Source organism: Streptomyces sp. NPDC056224, from assembly GCF_042267665.1.
Lineage (GTDB): Bacteria > Actinomycetota > Actinomycetes > Streptomycetales > Streptomycetaceae > Streptomyces.
Map to the genome: position 1 here is coordinate 48,166 of NZ_JBHJTK010000024.1, position 15,947 is coordinate 64,112.

The following is a 15,947-nucleotide window of genomic DNA, read 5'->3' on the forward strand; positions in this document are numbered from 1 at the left end:
GTCACAGATCGTTCGTGATCACGCAACACCCCTGCGTCACAGTGGTGTGCATGACTGACCGTAACCCTGCCTCTGCCCAGCGTCCCCACCGCCACCACTGGCGCCGTGACGTCGTCGAGCTCGCCGCGCTCTTCTGCGCCGTCGCGGTCGCCGACGGCATCGCCAATCTCGTCGTGCACGGTCCGAGGGGCCCGGTCCTGCTGGTCGCCTCGGCCGTCGCACTCCTGGTCACGGCGGCCTTCCACACCTGGTGGGCGCGGCGCCACAGCCATGCGCCCCCGCCGGTGAGCACGACGCCGACAGATCGGGCGGCGTCGGCCACCACCGGCCCCGGCGCGAACGCCACCACCCTGTGGCGGATGCGCACCACCGTCCGCGACGAGCCCGGATCCCTGGCCGCGCTGTGCACCGCACTCGCCCGTAACACCGTCGACATCCTCACCCTCCAGACGCACCCGCTCCCCGAGGGCGGCACGGTCGACGAGTTCCTGCTGCGCGCCCCGCACCAGCTGCCCTCCGCCGAACTCACCCGCGCCATCGCCCAGGCCGGCGGCCGCAGCACGTGGATCGAGCGCGCCGACGCGCACGACCTGGTCGACACCCCGACCCGGGTCCTGGGCCTCGCGACCCGCACCGCCCTGGACGCCGCCGAACTCCCGCTCTCGCTGCGCCAGCTGCTGGGCCGCTGCACGATCCACTCGATCCCGGCGACCACCCTCTCCGGCCGCCCCAACGCCGCCGCCGACGCCCCGGTCGAGGGGGTACTGGAGGCCACGGTCATGCGGCTGCGCGACCCCTCCGGCGGCGCGATCACCGTCGAACGGCCCTACCTGCCCTTCACTCCGACCGAGTTCGCCCGCGCCCGCGCCCTGGTCGAGCTGGACGCCAGGCTCGGTCCGCGTGTGCCGCGCAGCCAGGACGTGCTGACCCTGCCCGAGGGCAACGAGATCACCGTGCGCCGCGCCGACGGTTCCGACCGGGCGGCGGCCCGCGCGATGCACGACCGCTGCTCGGAGCGCACCCTCGGTCTGCGCTACCACGGGCCCGTCGCCGACGCCGACCGCTACCTCGGCCACCTGCTGAGCCCCCGCTTCGGCCGCACCCTCGCCGCCACCACCGCCTCCGGCAAGCTCGTCGCCCTCGGTCACCTGCTGTGGGACGGGGACGAGACCGAGGTCGCGCTGCTGATCGAGGACGACTGGCAGCGCCGCGGCATCGGCTCCGAGCTGCTGCGCCGACTGATCGCGATGGCCGTCGAGGCCGGCTGCGACAGCGTGTACGCCGTCACGCAGTCCTCCAACACCGGCATGGTCGCCGCCATGCGCGGGCTGGGCCTGCCCCTCGACTACCAGATCGAGGAGGGCACCCTGGTGATCACGGCCCGGCTGGACGCCACCCCCGTCGGCTCCCGGCTCCCGTACGAGCTCCCCCGCGCACAGCAGACCTCGCGCCACCAGCACTGACAGGGCCTGGACGCCCCCGGTCCGCCCCCTCGCCCGCGCCGGGGGCGGACCGGGGGGGCGGACCGGGGCGGACCAGGTCGCCCGGAGGTCACGGCTCCGCATACACGTCAGCAGGCTGGCGTCAAACGGTGATGACACGGCCCCTCCCGCGTACGAAGATGGCGGCATGTCAGAGACCCTCCACAACGGCAGCGACCGGCTGCCCCGCCAGGTGGCCGACGCGTACGTCGACGACCTCATCACCCTCGACCCGATCACCGGCACGTACCTGGGTGTCGCCGCGAGTTCCGGCAAACTGCCGGACTTCTCCCCGGCCGGCCGCGCCGCCGTCGCGGACCTCGCCCGCACCACCCTCGCCCGCCTCGACGCCGCGGAGCGGCTGCCCGGCGCAGACAGCGACGCCGAGCGCCGCTGCGCCCGCCTGCTGCGCGAACGCCTCACCGCCGAACTCGCGGTTCACGACGCCGACGAGGACCTGCGCACGGTCAGCAACATCCACAGCCCCGCGCACGCCATCCGCGAGGTCTTCACCATCACCCCCTCCGAGACCGACGAGGACTGGGCGGCGATCGCCGAGCGGCTGCGCGCCGTCCCGGCCGCCATCGCCGGCTACCGGGAGAGCCTGAGCCTCGGTCTGGACCGCGGCCTGTACGGCGGCCCGCGCGCCACGGCCACCATGATCGGCCAGCTCGCCACCTGGGCCGGCCAGGACTCCGGCGAGCCCGCCTTCTTCACGGACTTCGCCTCGGCCGGCCCCGACGCCCTGCGCGCCGAGCTGGACGAGGCGGCGGCCGCCGCGACCGGCGCCGTCGGCGAACTGCACGAGTGGATGAGCACGGTGTACGCCCCGGCCGTCGCCGGCCGGCCCGACACCGTGGGCCGCGAGCGCTACGCCCGCTGGGCGCGGTACTTCAACGGCAGTGACCTGGACCTGGACGAGGCGTACGCCTACGGCTGGTCGGAGTACCACCGCCTGCTCGCCGAGATGAAGACCGAGGCGGCGAGGATCCTGCCGGGCGCCGGGCCCTGGGAGGCGCTGAGGCACCTCGACGAGCACGGCACCCACATCGAGGGCGTGGACGAGGTCCAGGCCTGGCTGCAGGGCATCATGGACGAGGCCATCGAGAACCTCGACGGCACCCACTTCGAACTCGCCGAGCGGGTCCGCAGGGTGGAGTCGCGCATCGCCCCTCCGGGCGGCGCCGCGGCCCCGTACTACACCTCCCCCTCCGAGGACTTCTCCCGCCCGGGCCGCACCTGGCTGCCCACCATGGGCCAGACCCGCTTCCCCGTGTACGACCTGGTCTCCACCTGGTACCACGAGGGCGTCCCGGGCCACCACCTCCAGCTCGCGCAGTGGACGCACGTCGCGGACCAGCTCTCCCGCTACCAGGCCAGCGTGGGTCTCGTCAGCGCCAACGCCGAGGGCTGGGCGCTGTACGCGGAGCGGCTGATGGACGAACTCGGCTACCTCAAGGACGCCGAGCAGCGGCTGGGTTACCTGGACTGCCAGATGATGCGCGCGGCGCGGGTCATCGTGGACATCGGCATGCACCTGGGTCTGGAGATCCCGGCGGACTCGCCGTTCCACCCGGGCGAGACGTGGACGCCCGATCTCGCGCAGGAGTTCTTCGGCCTGCACAGCGGCCGGCCCGCGGACTTCGTGGTGAGCGAGCTGACCCGCTACCTGTCGATGCCCGGTCAGGCGATCGGGTACAAGCTGGGTGAGCGCGCCTGGCTGCTGGGCCGGGAGAACGCCCGGGCCGCGCACGGCGACTCCTTCGACCTGAAGGCCTGGCACATGGCGGCGCTGTCGCAGGGCTCGCTGGGGCTGGACGATCTGGTGGACGAGCTGTCGAGGCTCTGATCCCCCCATGGAACGGGACGCCCGCCGCCGCCCCCGATCAGCGAGCGGCGAGCGGCGGGCGGGCGGCCCGTTCCGCCCGCCCGCGCCCGTCCACGGTCAGCAGCCGCAGTCGTCCGAGTCGGTGGGGGCGGTCAGCGGGTCGGCCTCGGCCCGCCGCCGGCCGCCCTGCCAGGTCTCGACCTCGAAGCCCTCGCGGATCCAGTACTCGATGCCGCCGAGCATCTCCTTGACCTGGAAGCCGAGTTCGGCCAGCGCCAGCGCGGAGCGGGCCCCGCCGTTGCAGCCGGGACCCCAGCAGTACGTGACCACGGGGACGTTCTTGTCGAGGAGCCGCTCGGCCTGCTCGGGGATGAGGGCGGTGGGCAGGTGGACGGCGCCGGGTACGTGCGCCTGGTCCCAGGAGGGCGTGGAGCGGGAGTCGATCAGCTGGAAGCCGAGCTCGGCGCCCTGCTCGCGGTGGGCCTTGAAGGCGGCGGCGACGTCCGACACGTCCGCGTGGAAGGCCAGGCCGGCCGCGAAGTAGGCGGCGGCCGCGGCCGGAGCGGCCGGCGGTACGCGCAGCACGGGGTTGGCGGCTGAGGCGGGCGCGGTCACGGTGTTCCGGTTCGTCGTCATGGCCAAGAATCTACGATTTGTTGATCATCTCCGGAAGTGACATTCCCCGGCCTTTTCCTTGCCCGACCGGGGAATCCCCTGCTAAACCGGCCCGATGACCGACTATTCCCCCGACGCCACCGACTGGCGGATCCTCGAAGCCCTCCAGCGGGACGGCCGTGCCAGTTTCACCGAGCTCGCCCGCTCCGTGTCGATGTCCGCGAGCGCCGTCACCGAGCGGGTCCGCCGCCTGGAGGAGGTCGGCATCATCACCGGCTACACGGCGGTCGTGGACCCCGAGAAGCTCGGGAAGTCGATCCTCGCGCTGGTCCGGCTGCGCTATCCGCACGGCAACTACAAACCGTTCCACGAATTCCTCGGCGCGACCTCCGAGATCCTGGAGGCCCATCACGTCACCGGTGATGACTGTTTCGTGCTGAAGGTCGCCGCCCGCTCGATGGCGCACCTGGAGGAGGTCACGGGCCGGATCGCGGGCCTCGGCCCGGTGACCACGAGCGTCGTGTACTCGTCCCCGCTCCCCCGGCGGCCGCTCAGTCCGTGACCCGGTGGGTGACCCGGTCCGCGACCCCGGTCCGCGACCCCGGTCCGCGGCCTCAGTCCGCGGCCTCAGTCCGTGAGCGCCGCCGTGCGGTGGCGCACCACCGACCCCCCGCGCTGCTTGACGATCTCCAACTGGGCCTGCACCCGGGTCCGCAGATCGGCGACGTGGCTGACGATGCCGACGCTGCGGTCCCGCTCGCGCAGCGAGTCCAGTACGTCGAGCACCTCGTCCAGCGCCTGGTCGTCGAGGCTGCCGAAGCCCTCGTCGATGAAGAGGGTGTCCAGCCTCATGCCGCCCGCCTCGTCGGTGACCACGTCGGCCAGGCCCAGCGCCAGCGCGAGCGAGGCGAAGAAGGTCTCGCCGCCCGACAGGGTCGCGGTGTCGCGCTCGCTGCCGGTCCAGGCGTCGACGACGTGCAGCCCGAGGCCGGACCGGCCCCGTCCGCTCGCCCGCGCGTCGGAGTGGACCAGGGTGTAGCGGCCGCCGGACATGCGCAGCAGCCGTACCGTCGCGGCGGCGGCGACCTGCTCCAGGCGGGCGGCCAGCACGTACGCCTCCAGCCGCATCTTGCGCTCGTTGTCGGCGGAGGTGCCCGCGGTCAGTCCGGCCAGCCGGGCCACCCGGTCGTAGGCGTCGCGCAGCGGGCCCAGGGCGCGCAGTTCCTGCTCGGCCTGCCGGGAGAGCCGGTCGAGCTCGGAGCAGCGGACGCGGGCCGCATCGAAGGCGGATCCGGCGGTACGGAGCTTCGCCGCGGCCTGGGCGGCGTACGCCTCGGCCTCCTCCGGCGCGGCCGGGGGCAGGGCTGCCGCCGCGGCCGTGTCGGCCTCGCCCAGGCGGTCCGCCAGCATGGCCTCCTCCGCCTGCCAGGCGTCCATCCGGCGCTGGAGCGCGGTGCGTTCGTACTCCGGGAGCACCGCGTCGGCGGCTGCCTCGGTGGTGTCGAAGCCGGCCTTGAAGGAGGCGTCGGCCAGCTGGTCGTCGGCCTCCTTCAGCCGGGCGGCCGTGGTCTCGGCCCGGCGCAGCGAGGCGGCGGCGGCCGAGACCATGCGGACCCGGTCCTCCAGGGTCCGGGCGCGGGCCGCGACAGTGGGCGCGTCGCCCCGCACGGCTGCGAGCTCGGCCTCCAGCGAGGCCTGTTCCCGGTCCAGGGCCTCGCGGCGCGAGACCCGGGCCGCGGCTCGCTCGGCGGCGGCGAGCCGGTCCGCGCTGCGCGCCGCATGCTCCCGCTCGGCGCGGGCGAGGTGCTCGCGGGCCGCGTGCAGTCCGGCGGCCGCCGCGTGGGCGGCGGCGTGCCGGGCGCTCAGGTCCGAGGTCAGGGCGAGGAGTTCGCCGGTGGTGGCGTCCCCCGCGGCGGCCGCGGCCTCGGCGCGGGCCTCCTCCACGGCGGCGAGCCGGCGTTCGACCGCGGCCCGGGCCTCCTCCGCCCGCTCGAACAGGGCGTGGGCGGTGTCCTCGGCGGCGCGGTCCACGTGGCCGGGGGCCGGGCGGGCCGGGGCCGGGTGCTCCGCCGATCCGCACACGGTGCAGGCTTCGCCGGCCACGAGCGCCTCGGCTAGTTCGGCGGCGATCCCCCGCAGCCGGGCCTCCTTGAGCTCCAGCCAGCGTTCCCGGGCGGCCGTCGACTCCTCGCGCACGGACAGCAGTTCGCCCGCCGCGCGCTCCACGGCGGCGGCCAGCTCGTCGCGCCGGCGGGCGGCGTTCAGGTGCATCCGGGCGGGTTCGAGCTTGCCGGCGAGCTGCTCGGCCAGGGTCGCGGCCTGCTGGGCGGCGTCCACACGCTCCTGCAGGGCGGCCCGGGTGGCCTCCCAGCGCGCCAGCCACTCGGCGGACTCGTGGTGCTGGTCCTCGGCGGCCCGGGCCTCGCGCTCCAGGTCGGCCCGCTCGCGGCCGATCTCGGCGCTGCGCTGCTCGGTCCGGCGGGCGGCGCCCAGCGCGCCGAGGTCCTCGCGCAGCCGCTGCTCGACGGCGGCCAGCTGATCGGTGCCCGCCTCCCGCAACTGCGGCGGGAGTTCGGCCCGCGCGGCGCTCTCCGCGTGCGCGGCGGCCAGGTGCGCCCCGTTCGCCGCGCCGCGCAGTTCCAGAGCGGGAGCGACCAGGGCGCCCCGCCGGGCCCGGTCCAGGAGCGTGCGTACCCGCTCCCGCTCGGGCTCCGCGTCGGCGAGCAGGGCGGCCCGGCGGGCGGTCTGCGCGTGCCGGCGCTGGAGCCGGTCGAGCTCCCGCGCCTCCTCGGCGGCCCGGCGGGCGGCGGCGTGCCGGCCCTCCACGGCGGCGAGCGCGTACTCGGCGACGCCCAGCCGCTCCCGTGCGGAGCAGCGGGCGACGGCGGCCCAGGCGCGGACCGCTTCGGCGAGTCCCGGGTCCCCGGGCTGGTGCCGGGGCAGCGGCCAGGCCCGCAGGTCGGCGCTGTCCCCGGCGGCCTGGGCGAGCCGCTGCGCGGTGTGGAGCACCCTCTCGTCCCCGGCGCGCACCCTGGCCTCGGCGGCCCGGCGGCGTTCGCCGAGCAGGGCCTCGACGGCGGCGAAGCGGCGGGTGTCGAAGAGCCGGCCGAGCAGCCGGCCGCGGGCCGCCTCGTCGGCGCGCAGGAACTTCGCGAATTCCCCCTGCGGCAAGAGCACCACCTGGCAGAACTGCTCGCGGCTCATGCCGAGCAGCTGTTCGATCTCCTCGCCGATCTCCTGGTGGGAGCGGCTGAGCGGCTGCCATCCCCCACCGGTGTGTTCGCGCAGCAGGCTCTGCGCCTTGTCCTTGGTGATCCCGGTGCCGCGCTTCTTGGGCCGGTCCTGTTCCGGACGCCGGGTGATCTCCAGGCGTCGGCCGCCCGCGGTGAGTTCGAGGGTGACCTCGGTCGGGGTCCCGGCGTCCGCGTGGTCACTGCGCAGGCTGGTGCCGGGGGCCTGGCGCGGCCCGGGCACGGAGCCGTACAGGGCGTAGCAGACGGCGTCGAGGACGGAGGTCTTGCCCGCGCCGGTGGGTCCGTGGAGCAGGAAGATCCCCGCGGCGGACAGCGCGTCGAAGTCGATCTCCTGGGGTTCGGCGAAGGGGCCGAAGGCGGTGACCTGGAGCCGGTGCAGCCTCATCGGTGGGTCTCCTGGCGGCTGTCGTCGGCCCGTACGTCGTCGAAGGCGCTCCGCAGGACGGCGCGCTCGGCCTCGTCCGCGTGGCCGCCGCCGCGTACGTGGGCGACGAAGTCCTCGGCGATCTCCTGGTCGCTGCGGCCCTGGAGCCGCTGGGCGTAGGAGGCGCCGGTCTCCTCCTCGCGGCCCTCGGGGTCGAAGGCGAGGCTGAGGGTGTGCGGGAAGCGGGCGGCGAGCCTGGCCATGGGGTCGTCGGGGCGGACCGGGTCGGTGAGGGTGGCCTCGACCCAGGCGTCCTCGTGCGCGGCATACGCCGGGTCCGCGAGCAGGCCGTCGAGGGTGCCGCGCAGCCGGGCGAGGGACCGCGGCACGGGGGTGTCGACGCGCTCGGCGCCGGTGATCTCCCCGTCGGCGCCCAGCTCGATCAGCCACATGCTCTTGCGGTGGTCGGCCTCGGAGAAGGAGTAGGCGAGCGGGGAACCGGAGTAGCGGACCCGTTCGTTGATCGTCTGGCAGCCGTGGAGGTGGCCGAGGGCGGCGTAGTCCACTCCGTCGAAGACGGAGGCGGGCACGGCCTCGACGCCGCCGACGGTGATGTCGCGTTCGCTGTCGCTGGCCTGCCCGCCGGTGACGAAGGCGTGCGCGAGAACGACGGAGCGGGTGCCGGGCGCGCGGGCGGCGAGGTCGGCCCGGATCCGGTCCATGGCCGCGCCGAGCACTGCCTCGTGGCTCACCTTCTCGACACTGAACTCGTCCTTGACCAGGGCGGGTTCCAGGTAGGGCAGCCCGTACAGCGCCACCTCGCCGTGCGCGTCGGCCAGGACCACCGGGTCGGCGCAGCCGGCCGGGTCGGTCCTGAGGTGGATCCCGGCCCGGCCGATCAGGCCGGCCCCGACCCCGAGCCGGCGGGCGGAGTCGTGGTTGCCGGAGATCATCACGGTGGGTACGCCGAGCTCGGCGAGCCGGTGCAGGGCACGGTCGTACAGCTCGACGGCTGGCAGCGGAGGCACGGCCCGGTCGTAGACGTCCCCGGCGACGAGGACGGCGTCGACCTGGCGCTCGCGGACGGTTTCGACGAGGTGGTCGACGAAGTCGGACTGCGCGCCGAGCAGGTTCACGCGGTGGAAGGACCGGCCGAGGTGCCAGTCGGAGGTGTGCAGGAACTTCACTCGACTGCTCCGACCCGCACGCCTGATCTCCTTCGTGGCTCCGCACCGACCCTCCAGGCTAACCCGTCCCCCGGGGGGTGTACTGCCGTCCCGCGGTTCCCGTCCGGCCCGTCGGGCCCGTGCGTTACGGGTTCGCGGGCGCCGGCGCGGAACCTCCGCGGCCGGATTCCGCCGGCGGCTCGGAGCGCTCGTACGGGTCCCGGCCGCCGGCCGGCTCCGCCCGCATGCCGCCCGCATGCCGCCGGTGACGCGGCCGGGCGCTGCGCGCTGCGCGACGGCGACCGGCTGTTCGGCGCGCTCCGCGCGTCCGGCTCAGGCTTCGCCGTAGGCCTCGCCGCCGAGCTCGAAGCCCGCCGTCCCCGCGCTGATGTCGGCGAGCCAGGCCCGGAAGGCCGGGGTGTCCGCCTCGGGGAGGCCGATCTCGATCGCGACGGCCTCGCCGTAGCGCACGTCCAGTACCACGCGGCCGGTGGAGCGCAGGTCGTTCTGCATCTTGCCGGCGCGCTGGTGGTCGACGGTGACGGTGGCCAGCCGGTACCGGCGCCGGGTGACGGTGCCGAGTTCGTCGAGGGCCTCGCCGACGACTCCCCCGTAGGCCCGGATCAGGCCGCCGGCTCCGAGTTTCACGCCGCCGTAGTAGCGGGTGACGACGGCGACGGCGTACCGGACGTCCCGGCGCATGAGCATCTGCAGCATCGGCACCCCGGCGGTGCCGCCGGGCTCGCCGTCGTCGCTGGCCTTCTGGACGGAGGCGTCGGCGCCGATGACGTACGCGAAGCAGTTGTGCGTGGCGGTGGGGTGCTCCTTGCGGATCCGCGCGACGAACTCCTGCGCCTCCTGTTCGGTCGCCGCGGGCGCGAGCGAGCAGAGGAAGCGCGAGCGGTTGATCTCGGATTCGTGCACACCCTCGCGGGACACCGTCACGTACTGGTCTGCCTTCACCGCTCCACCCTAAGGGGAATCGGACAGGTGTCCTCGTCGTTGATCCGGGAGCGGTACGACGACAAGAGCGGTTCCAGAGCAGCAGGAGGCGGCACACGTGTACGGCGACCCGGCGACCATCCGCAAGATCCTCACCGAACTGGGCGACACCTGGGCCGTGGTGGGCCTCTCGAACAACCAGGACCGGGCGGCCTACGGGGTGGCCCGCGTCCTGCAGCGGTTCGGCAAGCGCGTGATCCCCGTACACCCCAAGGCGGAGACGGTGCACGGCGAGGCCGGGTACCCCTCGCTGGAGGCGATCCCCTTCAAGGTGGACGTGGTGGACGTCTTCGTGAACAGCGCGCTGGCGGGGCCGGTCGCCGACCAGGCGGCGGCCGTCGGCGCCGAGGCCGTCTGGTTCCAGCTCGGCGTGGTCGACGAGGCCGCCTTCCACCGCACCCGCGAGGCCGGGCTGGCCATGGTGATGGACCGCTGCCCGGCGATCGAGATCCCCGCGCTGTAGGACGTCTCCCGCGGCAGCCGGTTTGACCTCGGCGGGGGTGCTGGGGTTCCTTGGTCCGCACCCCCTCCACCGCTCCGTACAGCGAGGTCCTGCCCATGACCGCCCTCTTCGCCCTGGCCACGGCCGTGCTGTGGGGCCTCGCCGATTTCGGGGGCGGACTGGTGACCCGCCGGATACCGGCGCTGACGGTGGTCGTCGTCTCGCAGGTCGTCGCCGTCGTCGTGCTCGGCGCGGTCGTACTCGGCACCGGCGCGTGGCGGGAGGCCGGGCCGCAGCTGTGGTTCGCCGTCGGAGCGGGCCTGGTCGGGCCGGTCGCCATGCTCAGCTTCTACAAGGCGCTGGCCCTCGGCCCGATGGGCGTGGTCTCACCGCTCGGCTCCCTGGGGGTGGTCGTGCCGGTCGCCGCCGGGCTGATCCTGGGCGAGCGGCCCGGGCCCGGCCAGTTCGCGGGCATCGCGGTGGCCGTCGTCGGCATCGTCCTCGCGGGCGGCCCGGAGCTGCGCGGTGCTCCCGTCCAGCGCCGGGCCGTCGTCCTCACCCTGGTCGCCGCCTTCGGGTTCGGCGCGGTGATGGCCCTGATCGCGCAGGCCTCCACCACCGTGACCGGGCTGTTCCTGGCCCTGTTCGTGCAGCGGGTCACCAATGTCGCGGTGGGCGGCGGCGCGCTGTGGGTCCAGACCCGGCGCGGCGCCCCGGCGCTGCCGGCGGGCACCGGCCCGCGGCTCCTGTGGGGGCTGCTTCCCGCGCTGGCCTTCGTCGGCCTCGCGGACGTCGCGGCGAACGGCACCTACTCCGTGGCCGCCCAGAACGGTCCGGTCACCCTGGCCGCCGTCCTGTCCTCGCTGTACCCCGTGATCACCGCGCTCGCGGCCTTCGCCGTACTGAAGGAGCGCCTGCGCCCCGTCCAGGCGGCGGGCGCGGGCCTGGCCCTGGCGGGCACGGTGCTGCTGGCGGCGGGCTGAGGGCCCGGAAGGCTCAGGACTGCTCCGCCCGCGCCAGCTCGGCCAGCCCGCGCAGCTGCTCCGGGGTCATCCCGTCGGGGATCGGTACCGGCGCCGGCGTGCGCAGGGGCGGCTGCCACCCGGTCTCCGGCTCCCAGCGCCGCACGACGCGCGCCGGCGCCCCGGCCACCACGGCGTGGTCCGGCACCTCGCCCCGTACGACGGCGCCCGCGGCCACCACGACGTTGCGGCCCAGCCGCGCGCCCGGCAGGACGACCGCGCCCGTGCCGAGCCAGCAGCCGGGGCCGATCTCGACCGGCGCGCTGCGCGGCCACTGTTTGCCGACGGGCTGGTGCGGGTCGTCGTAACTGTGGTTCGTGGACGTGATGTACACGCCGGGGCCGCAGAAGGTGTCGTCCCCGATGGTGATCCGGGCGTCGGCGATGACGTGGCTGTCCCGGCCGATGACCACCCCGTTGCCGAGGACCAGCATCGGCTCCGTTCCGAGGTCGAGGTCCGGCATCATCCCGGCGGTGAGGGTGACCTGCTCGCCGATGATGCAGTAGTCGCCGAGGCGGATCCAGGGTTCGCCGAAGACCGTGCCCTGCGGGAAGGCGAGCCGGGTGCCGTGGCCGATCGCGCCGAACCGCAGCCGTCCCGGGGTCTGCGCGGTGACCGCACCGGCCCGCTGCATCCAGCGCCAGCCGGCGTGGACCGCGCGGCTCGCCAGCCGGCGGCGCAGGACCGCCAGGGATGAGAACGTGTTCTGGTTCTTCGGCACCCGGCCACGGTAGTGCGCCGGGCGCCGGCAGGCCCGGCCCCGATCCTGTGATCTTCACCCCATCCCGGGGCGGGCCGGGCGCGTGCCCTACGGTGCCGGTAGCGCGGCATCCGGAACAGAGGGAATGATCATGACGCATCAGTCGACGCAGGGGCAGGCACTCATCGCGGGCGTGGGCGGCAGGAAGCCGTCCGTCGATCCGACGGCCTTCGCCGCACCCACCTCCGTCGTGGTCGGCGACGTCACCCTGGCCGCAGGGGCGAGCGTCTGGTATTCGGCGGTGCTGCGCGCCGACTTCGGCCCGATCACGCTCGGCGCCGACAGCAACGTCCAGGACAACTGCACGGTCCACGTGGACCCGGGCTTCCCGGTCTCGATCGGCGAGCGCGTCTCCATCGGCCACAACGCCGTCGTGCACGGCTGCACCGTCGAGGACGACTGCCTGATCGGCATGGGCGCGACCGTCCTGAACGGCGCGGTGATCGGCGCCGGCTCGCTGGTGGCCGCCCAGGCACTGGTCCCGCAGGGCATGGTCGTCCCGCCCGGCTCGCTGGTCGCGGGCGTCCCCGCCAAGGTGCGGCGCGCGCTGACCGACGAGGAGCGCGAGGGCATCAAGCTCAACGCCGCCATGTACCTGGAACTGGCGGAGCAGCACCGCGCCTCGGTGACCCCGCAGGCCTGAGGGCCGTTCCCGGGCGGGCGGCCCACTCGGGGACGGTGACGTTCCCGGGCGGGCGACCTACTCGGGGACGGTGACCGGGGCGGCCGGCTCCGCCGGGGCGGCCGCCCCGCCTGCCGCGGCCGCCTTCTTCATACGGCTGCGCACCACCAGCGTGACCGCGATCCCGAAGAGCACGGCGAGCCCCAGCGCCAGCCAGGAGAACCGCTTCAGCCACGGCTCCGCGACGATCCCGACCGAGTAGATGACGGCCGTGGTGCCGCCGGCCCACAGGATCCCGCCGAGGATGTTCGCGATCAGGAACCGCCAGTACGGCATGTGCAGCACGCCCGCGAGGGGCCCCGCGAAGATCCGCAGCAGGGCCACGAACCGCCCGAAGAAGACGGCCCACATGCCCCAGCGTTCGAAGGAGCGTTCCGCCACCACCACGTGCTCCGGCCCGAAGTGCTTGGGGAAGCGCCGGCCCAGCTTCTCCAGAAGCGGTTTGCCGCCCCTGCGCCCGATCGCGTAGCCGATCGAGTCGCCCACGATCGCCCCGGTGGTCGCGCAGATCCCCAGCACGACGGGGTCGATCTCGCCGTGCTGCGAGGCCAGCAGCGCCGAGCTGACCAGGATGATCTCGCCCGGCAGCGGGATGCCGAGGCTTTCCAGCCCGATGACCAGACCCACCAGGAGATAGATGCTGACCGCCGGAATCGTCTCCAGCCATTCCTGGATGTGCACCGGTACGTCCTCCCGTGTCGTCCCCGGCGCGCCCCCTGTGACACGCCGAACGGGCAGCCTATCGGCTCCTCACGACCGCCTTCGACCTCAGTGGGAGTTCCCGCGAGGAACGGCCCGCGAACACGTCCCGGCGGCCGGAACCCAGCGCCCAGGCGTGCCGCTCGGGGTCCCAGGACGACAGCGCCCGGGCGTCGATGTCGACGGTGACCCGCTGCGCCTCGCCCGGCGCGAGGGTGAGCCGCCGGTAGCCGGCCAGCGCGCGCACCGGCTGGTCGAGCGTGATCTCCGCGGACGGGCCGAGGTACACCTGGGCCACCTCGGTGCCCTTGCGGCGGCCCGTGTTGCGGACGGTGAACTCCACCCGCAGGCCACCGCGCTCCGGCCGGACCGTCAGTCTCTCGTACTGCCAGGTCGTGTACGAGAGCCCGTGCCCGAACGGGAACAGCGGGGCCACGCGCTGCGCGTCGTACCACCGGTGCCCCACGTGGACGCCCTCGGTGTACTCCTGGCGGCCGCCGACGCCCGGGTAGCGCAGCGGGTCCCCGGCCACCGGGGTCGCCCGCTCGTCCGCCGGGAAGGTCTGGGTGAGCCGGCCGCCCGGGTCCACGTCCCCGAAGAGGATGTCGGCGGTGGCCCCCGCACCCTCCTGCCCGGGGTAGTACATCTGCAGGACCGCTCCGGTACGGGGGAGCCAGGGCATGGTCGTGCCGGCGGGGGTGTTCAGCACGACCGTGGTGCGGGGATTGGCGGCGGCGACCGCCTCGATCAGCGCGTCCTGTCCGCCGGGCAGCGCCAGGGTGGTGCGGTCGCCGCCCCCGGTGGCGTCCTCGTAGGCGAACAGCACCACGCTGCGGGCCGCCTTCGCGGTGTTCACCGCCTCGGCGACGTCGGCGGCCCGGCCGGCCGACGTGACGTGCCGCAGCCGGAAGCGCCGGCCCTTGTCTCCGCCCCGAGCGGTCACGGCGAGCCGGTGGGTGCCCGCCTTGAGGGAGAGCGTGCGGCGGCGGACGGTCATCCCGTCGGGTGCGGAGCCGAGCAGTCCGCCCGCATGGTGCTCGGCGGCGCCCTGCCGTACGGGGAACAGCTCCTCCCCGTCCAGGCGCACGCCCGGCCGCTGCCCGGTGTAGTGGACGACCAGGGTCCACTCGTCGTCCGCGGCGAGCCGGAACTCCCCCTCGTGGCTCCAGTCGTGCCCGGCGTCCACGGCCCGGTCGTCCAGGTCGGCGGGGGGCGTCAGCAGGGTCGGCGGCAGGGGACGTCCGTACAGGTCCTCGCCGAGGGCGTAGCGCACGGTGGAGCCGTTCCCGGCGCGCCTGCGGATGGCGGTGAGCGGGGCGGCCGCCCCGTCGGGCACGACATGGGCGCTGCCGCCGCCACCGGTGAAGGGCACCCGGCCGGTGGGGCCGATGACCGCGATCGAGCGCGCCGCGGCGCCGGTCAGCGGCAGCGTGCCGTGCTCGTTGCGCAGCAGCACCGCCCCGGCCGTGGCCACCTTGCGGGCGACCCGGGCCCCGGCGGCGGCATCCCGCGAGGGCCGGGCGGCGGGCCGGACCGCGAGCAGCCCGAAGCGGTCCATCGTGGTCAGGATCCGGCGCACGGCGAGGTCGACCGCGCCCTCGGGGACGGAGCCGCCGCGCACCGCCTCGCGCAGCGGGCCGCCGAAGTGGGTGCCGCCGGGCATCTCCATGTCGAGTCCGGCGCCGATGGCGGCGACGGTGCTGTGGGTGGCGTCCGCGTCGGACATCACCCAGCCGTCGAAGCCCCAGCCCCCGCGCAGCACTTCGTCGAGCAGCGGCCTGCTCTCGCTGGCGTAGACGCCGTTGACCTTGTTGCAGGCGGCCATCACCGCGCCCGCGCCGGCCGCCACGGCGGCCTCAAAGCCCCGTAGCTCGGTCTCGTGCAGGGTCTGCTCGGCGGCGACCACGTCGACGGTGTCGCGGCCGTGCTCCTGGTTGCCGAGGGCGAAGTGCCTGACGGCGGCGATGAGCCCCTCGTCCTGGATGCCACGGACCAGCTCACCGACGAGGTCGGCGGTGAGGCGCGGGTCCTCGGCGAAGGTCTCGAAGTTCCGGCCCCCGTACGGGGTGCGGATGAGGCCGGCCATGGGCGACAGGAGGACGTCCTGGCCGAGCGCGCGGCCCTCGCGGCCGAGGACGCGGCCGTACTCCCGGGCCAGCGCCGGGTCGAAGGCGGAGGCCAGCAGGACCGGCGCGGGCAGCGCGGTGGCGGGCCGCGTGACCCGGACGCCGGCGGGCCCGTCGGCGAGGCGGAGCGCGGGGATGCCGAGGCGCGGGACGCCCGGCACGTAGCCGGACTGGCCGAGGGAGGCCGGGTCGCGGTCGCCGTGGAGCAGGGCGGTCTTCTCGTCGAGGGTGAGCCGTTCGATCAGGCTGTCGATCCGGGCGGCGCTCGCGGGCCCGGCGGGGGCCGCGGGGGCGGGGGAGGCGGGGGAGGCCGCCGCGCGGAGTTCCGCGCCCGGGCGCAGGGTCGGTGCGCAGGCGCCCGCCCCGAGGGCCGTGCCCGCCGCTCCGAGCAGCCGGATCGCGGAACGTCTGGTCACGGCCTCGCTCATGGCGCTCCCCTGCGGCGTGGGTAGGCGGGAGCGGTCCGCGCCGACCGCTCCCCCGCCCACTGTGCGCCCCGCCCCCGG

General features: G+C 74.9%; 13 protein-coding genes. 6 read left to right on the forward strand and 7 right to left on the reverse strand.

Annotated features, from left to right (window positions below):
• Positions 1–50: 50 nt before the first annotated feature.
• Both ACFCZ1_RS24950 and ACFCZ1_RS24955 read left to right on the forward strand, forming a co-directional pair.
• Positions 51–1,463, forward strand: a complete 1,413-nt coding sequence (locus ACFCZ1_RS24950; RefSeq protein WP_376680478.1) for a GNAT family N-acetyltransferase — start codon at positions 51–53, stop codon at positions 1,461–1,463.
• Between the two features lie 166 nt (positions 1,464–1,629).
• A complete protein-coding gene (locus ACFCZ1_RS24955; protein ID WP_376680479.1) occupies positions 1,630–3,330 on the forward strand; it encodes a DUF885 domain-containing protein in 1,701 nt (566 codons plus the stop codon).
• A 96-nt stretch (positions 3,331–3,426) separates the two neighbouring features.
• On the opposite strand, the gene ACFCZ1_RS24960 is transcribed toward ACFCZ1_RS24955, so the two are convergent.
• A complete protein-coding gene (locus ACFCZ1_RS24960) occupies positions 3,427–3,945 on the reverse strand; it encodes a rhodanese-like domain-containing protein (protein ID WP_376680480.1) in 519 nt (172 codons plus the stop codon).
• Between the two features lie 94 nt (positions 3,946–4,039).
• Between ACFCZ1_RS24960 and ACFCZ1_RS24965 the strand changes: the two genes are divergently transcribed.
• A complete protein-coding gene (locus ACFCZ1_RS24965) occupies positions 4,040–4,486 on the forward strand; it encodes an Lrp/AsnC family transcriptional regulator (RefSeq protein ID WP_376680481.1) in 447 nt (148 codons plus the stop codon).
• 65 nt (positions 4,487–4,551) lie between these two features.
• On the opposite strand, the gene ACFCZ1_RS24970 is transcribed toward ACFCZ1_RS24965, so the two are convergent.
• The 3 genes from ACFCZ1_RS24970 to ACFCZ1_RS24980 form a co-directional block, all read right to left on the reverse strand.
• Positions 4,552–7,563 (reverse strand): AAA family ATPase, encoded by a 3,012-nt coding sequence (locus ACFCZ1_RS24970; RefSeq protein ID WP_376680482.1) that lies wholly within the window; start codon positions 7,561–7,563, stop codon positions 4,552–4,554.
• The gene (locus ACFCZ1_RS24975; protein WP_376680483.1) at positions 7,560–8,729 is read right to left on the reverse strand and encodes an exonuclease SbcCD subunit D; all 1,170 of its coding nucleotides are present in this window, start codon (positions 8,727–8,729) and stop codon (positions 7,560–7,562) included. Before ACFCZ1_RS24975 ends, ACFCZ1_RS24970 begins: the two co-directional genes overlap by 4 nt.
• Positions 8,730–9,041: 312 nt before the next feature.
• Positions 9,042–9,671, reverse strand: a complete 630-nt coding sequence (locus ACFCZ1_RS24980; protein WP_376680484.1) for a YigZ family protein — start codon at positions 9,669–9,671, stop codon at positions 9,042–9,044.
• 97 nt (positions 9,672–9,768) lie between these two features.
• On the opposite strand from ACFCZ1_RS24980, the gene ACFCZ1_RS24985 reads away from it, so the two are divergent.
• Positions 9,769–10,173, forward strand: coding sequence for a CoA-binding protein (locus ACFCZ1_RS24985; protein WP_376680485.1), 405 nt, complete (start codon positions 9,769–9,771; stop codon positions 10,171–10,173).
• 95 nt (positions 10,174–10,268) lie between these two features.
• Positions 10,269–11,135: an EamA family transporter gene (locus tag ACFCZ1_RS24990; RefSeq protein WP_376680534.1), complete on the forward strand. Its 867-nt coding sequence runs from the start codon at positions 10,269–10,271 to the stop codon at positions 11,133–11,135.
• A 13-nt stretch (positions 11,136–11,148) separates the two neighbouring features.
• On the opposite strand, the gene ACFCZ1_RS24995 is transcribed toward ACFCZ1_RS24990, so the two are convergent.
• Positions 11,149–11,895 carry an acyltransferase gene (locus tag ACFCZ1_RS24995; RefSeq protein WP_376680486.1) on the reverse strand — a complete coding sequence of 249 codons (747 nt, stop codon included), beginning with the start codon at positions 11,893–11,895 and terminating at the stop codon, positions 11,149–11,151.
• Positions 11,896–12,025: 130 nt separating this feature from the next.
• On the opposite strand from ACFCZ1_RS24995, the gene ACFCZ1_RS25000 reads away from it, so the two are divergent.
• Positions 12,026–12,577: a gamma carbonic anhydrase family protein gene (locus ACFCZ1_RS25000; protein ID WP_376680487.1), complete on the forward strand. Its 552-nt coding sequence runs from the start codon at positions 12,026–12,028 to the stop codon at positions 12,575–12,577.
• 57 nt (positions 12,578–12,634) lie between these two features.
• On the opposite strand, the gene ACFCZ1_RS25005 is transcribed toward ACFCZ1_RS25000, so the two are convergent.
• Both ACFCZ1_RS25005 and ACFCZ1_RS25010 read right to left on the reverse strand, forming a co-directional pair.
• A complete protein-coding gene (locus tag ACFCZ1_RS25005; RefSeq protein ID WP_376680488.1) occupies positions 12,635–13,297 on the reverse strand; it encodes a DedA family protein in 663 nt (220 codons plus the stop codon).
• A gap of 58 nt (positions 13,298–13,355) precedes the next feature.
• Positions 13,356–15,857: a beta-glucosidase gene (locus ACFCZ1_RS25010; protein ID WP_376680489.1), complete on the reverse strand. Its 2,502-nt coding sequence runs from the start codon at positions 15,855–15,857 to the stop codon at positions 13,356–13,358.
• Positions 15,858–15,947 lie beyond the last annotated feature (90 nt).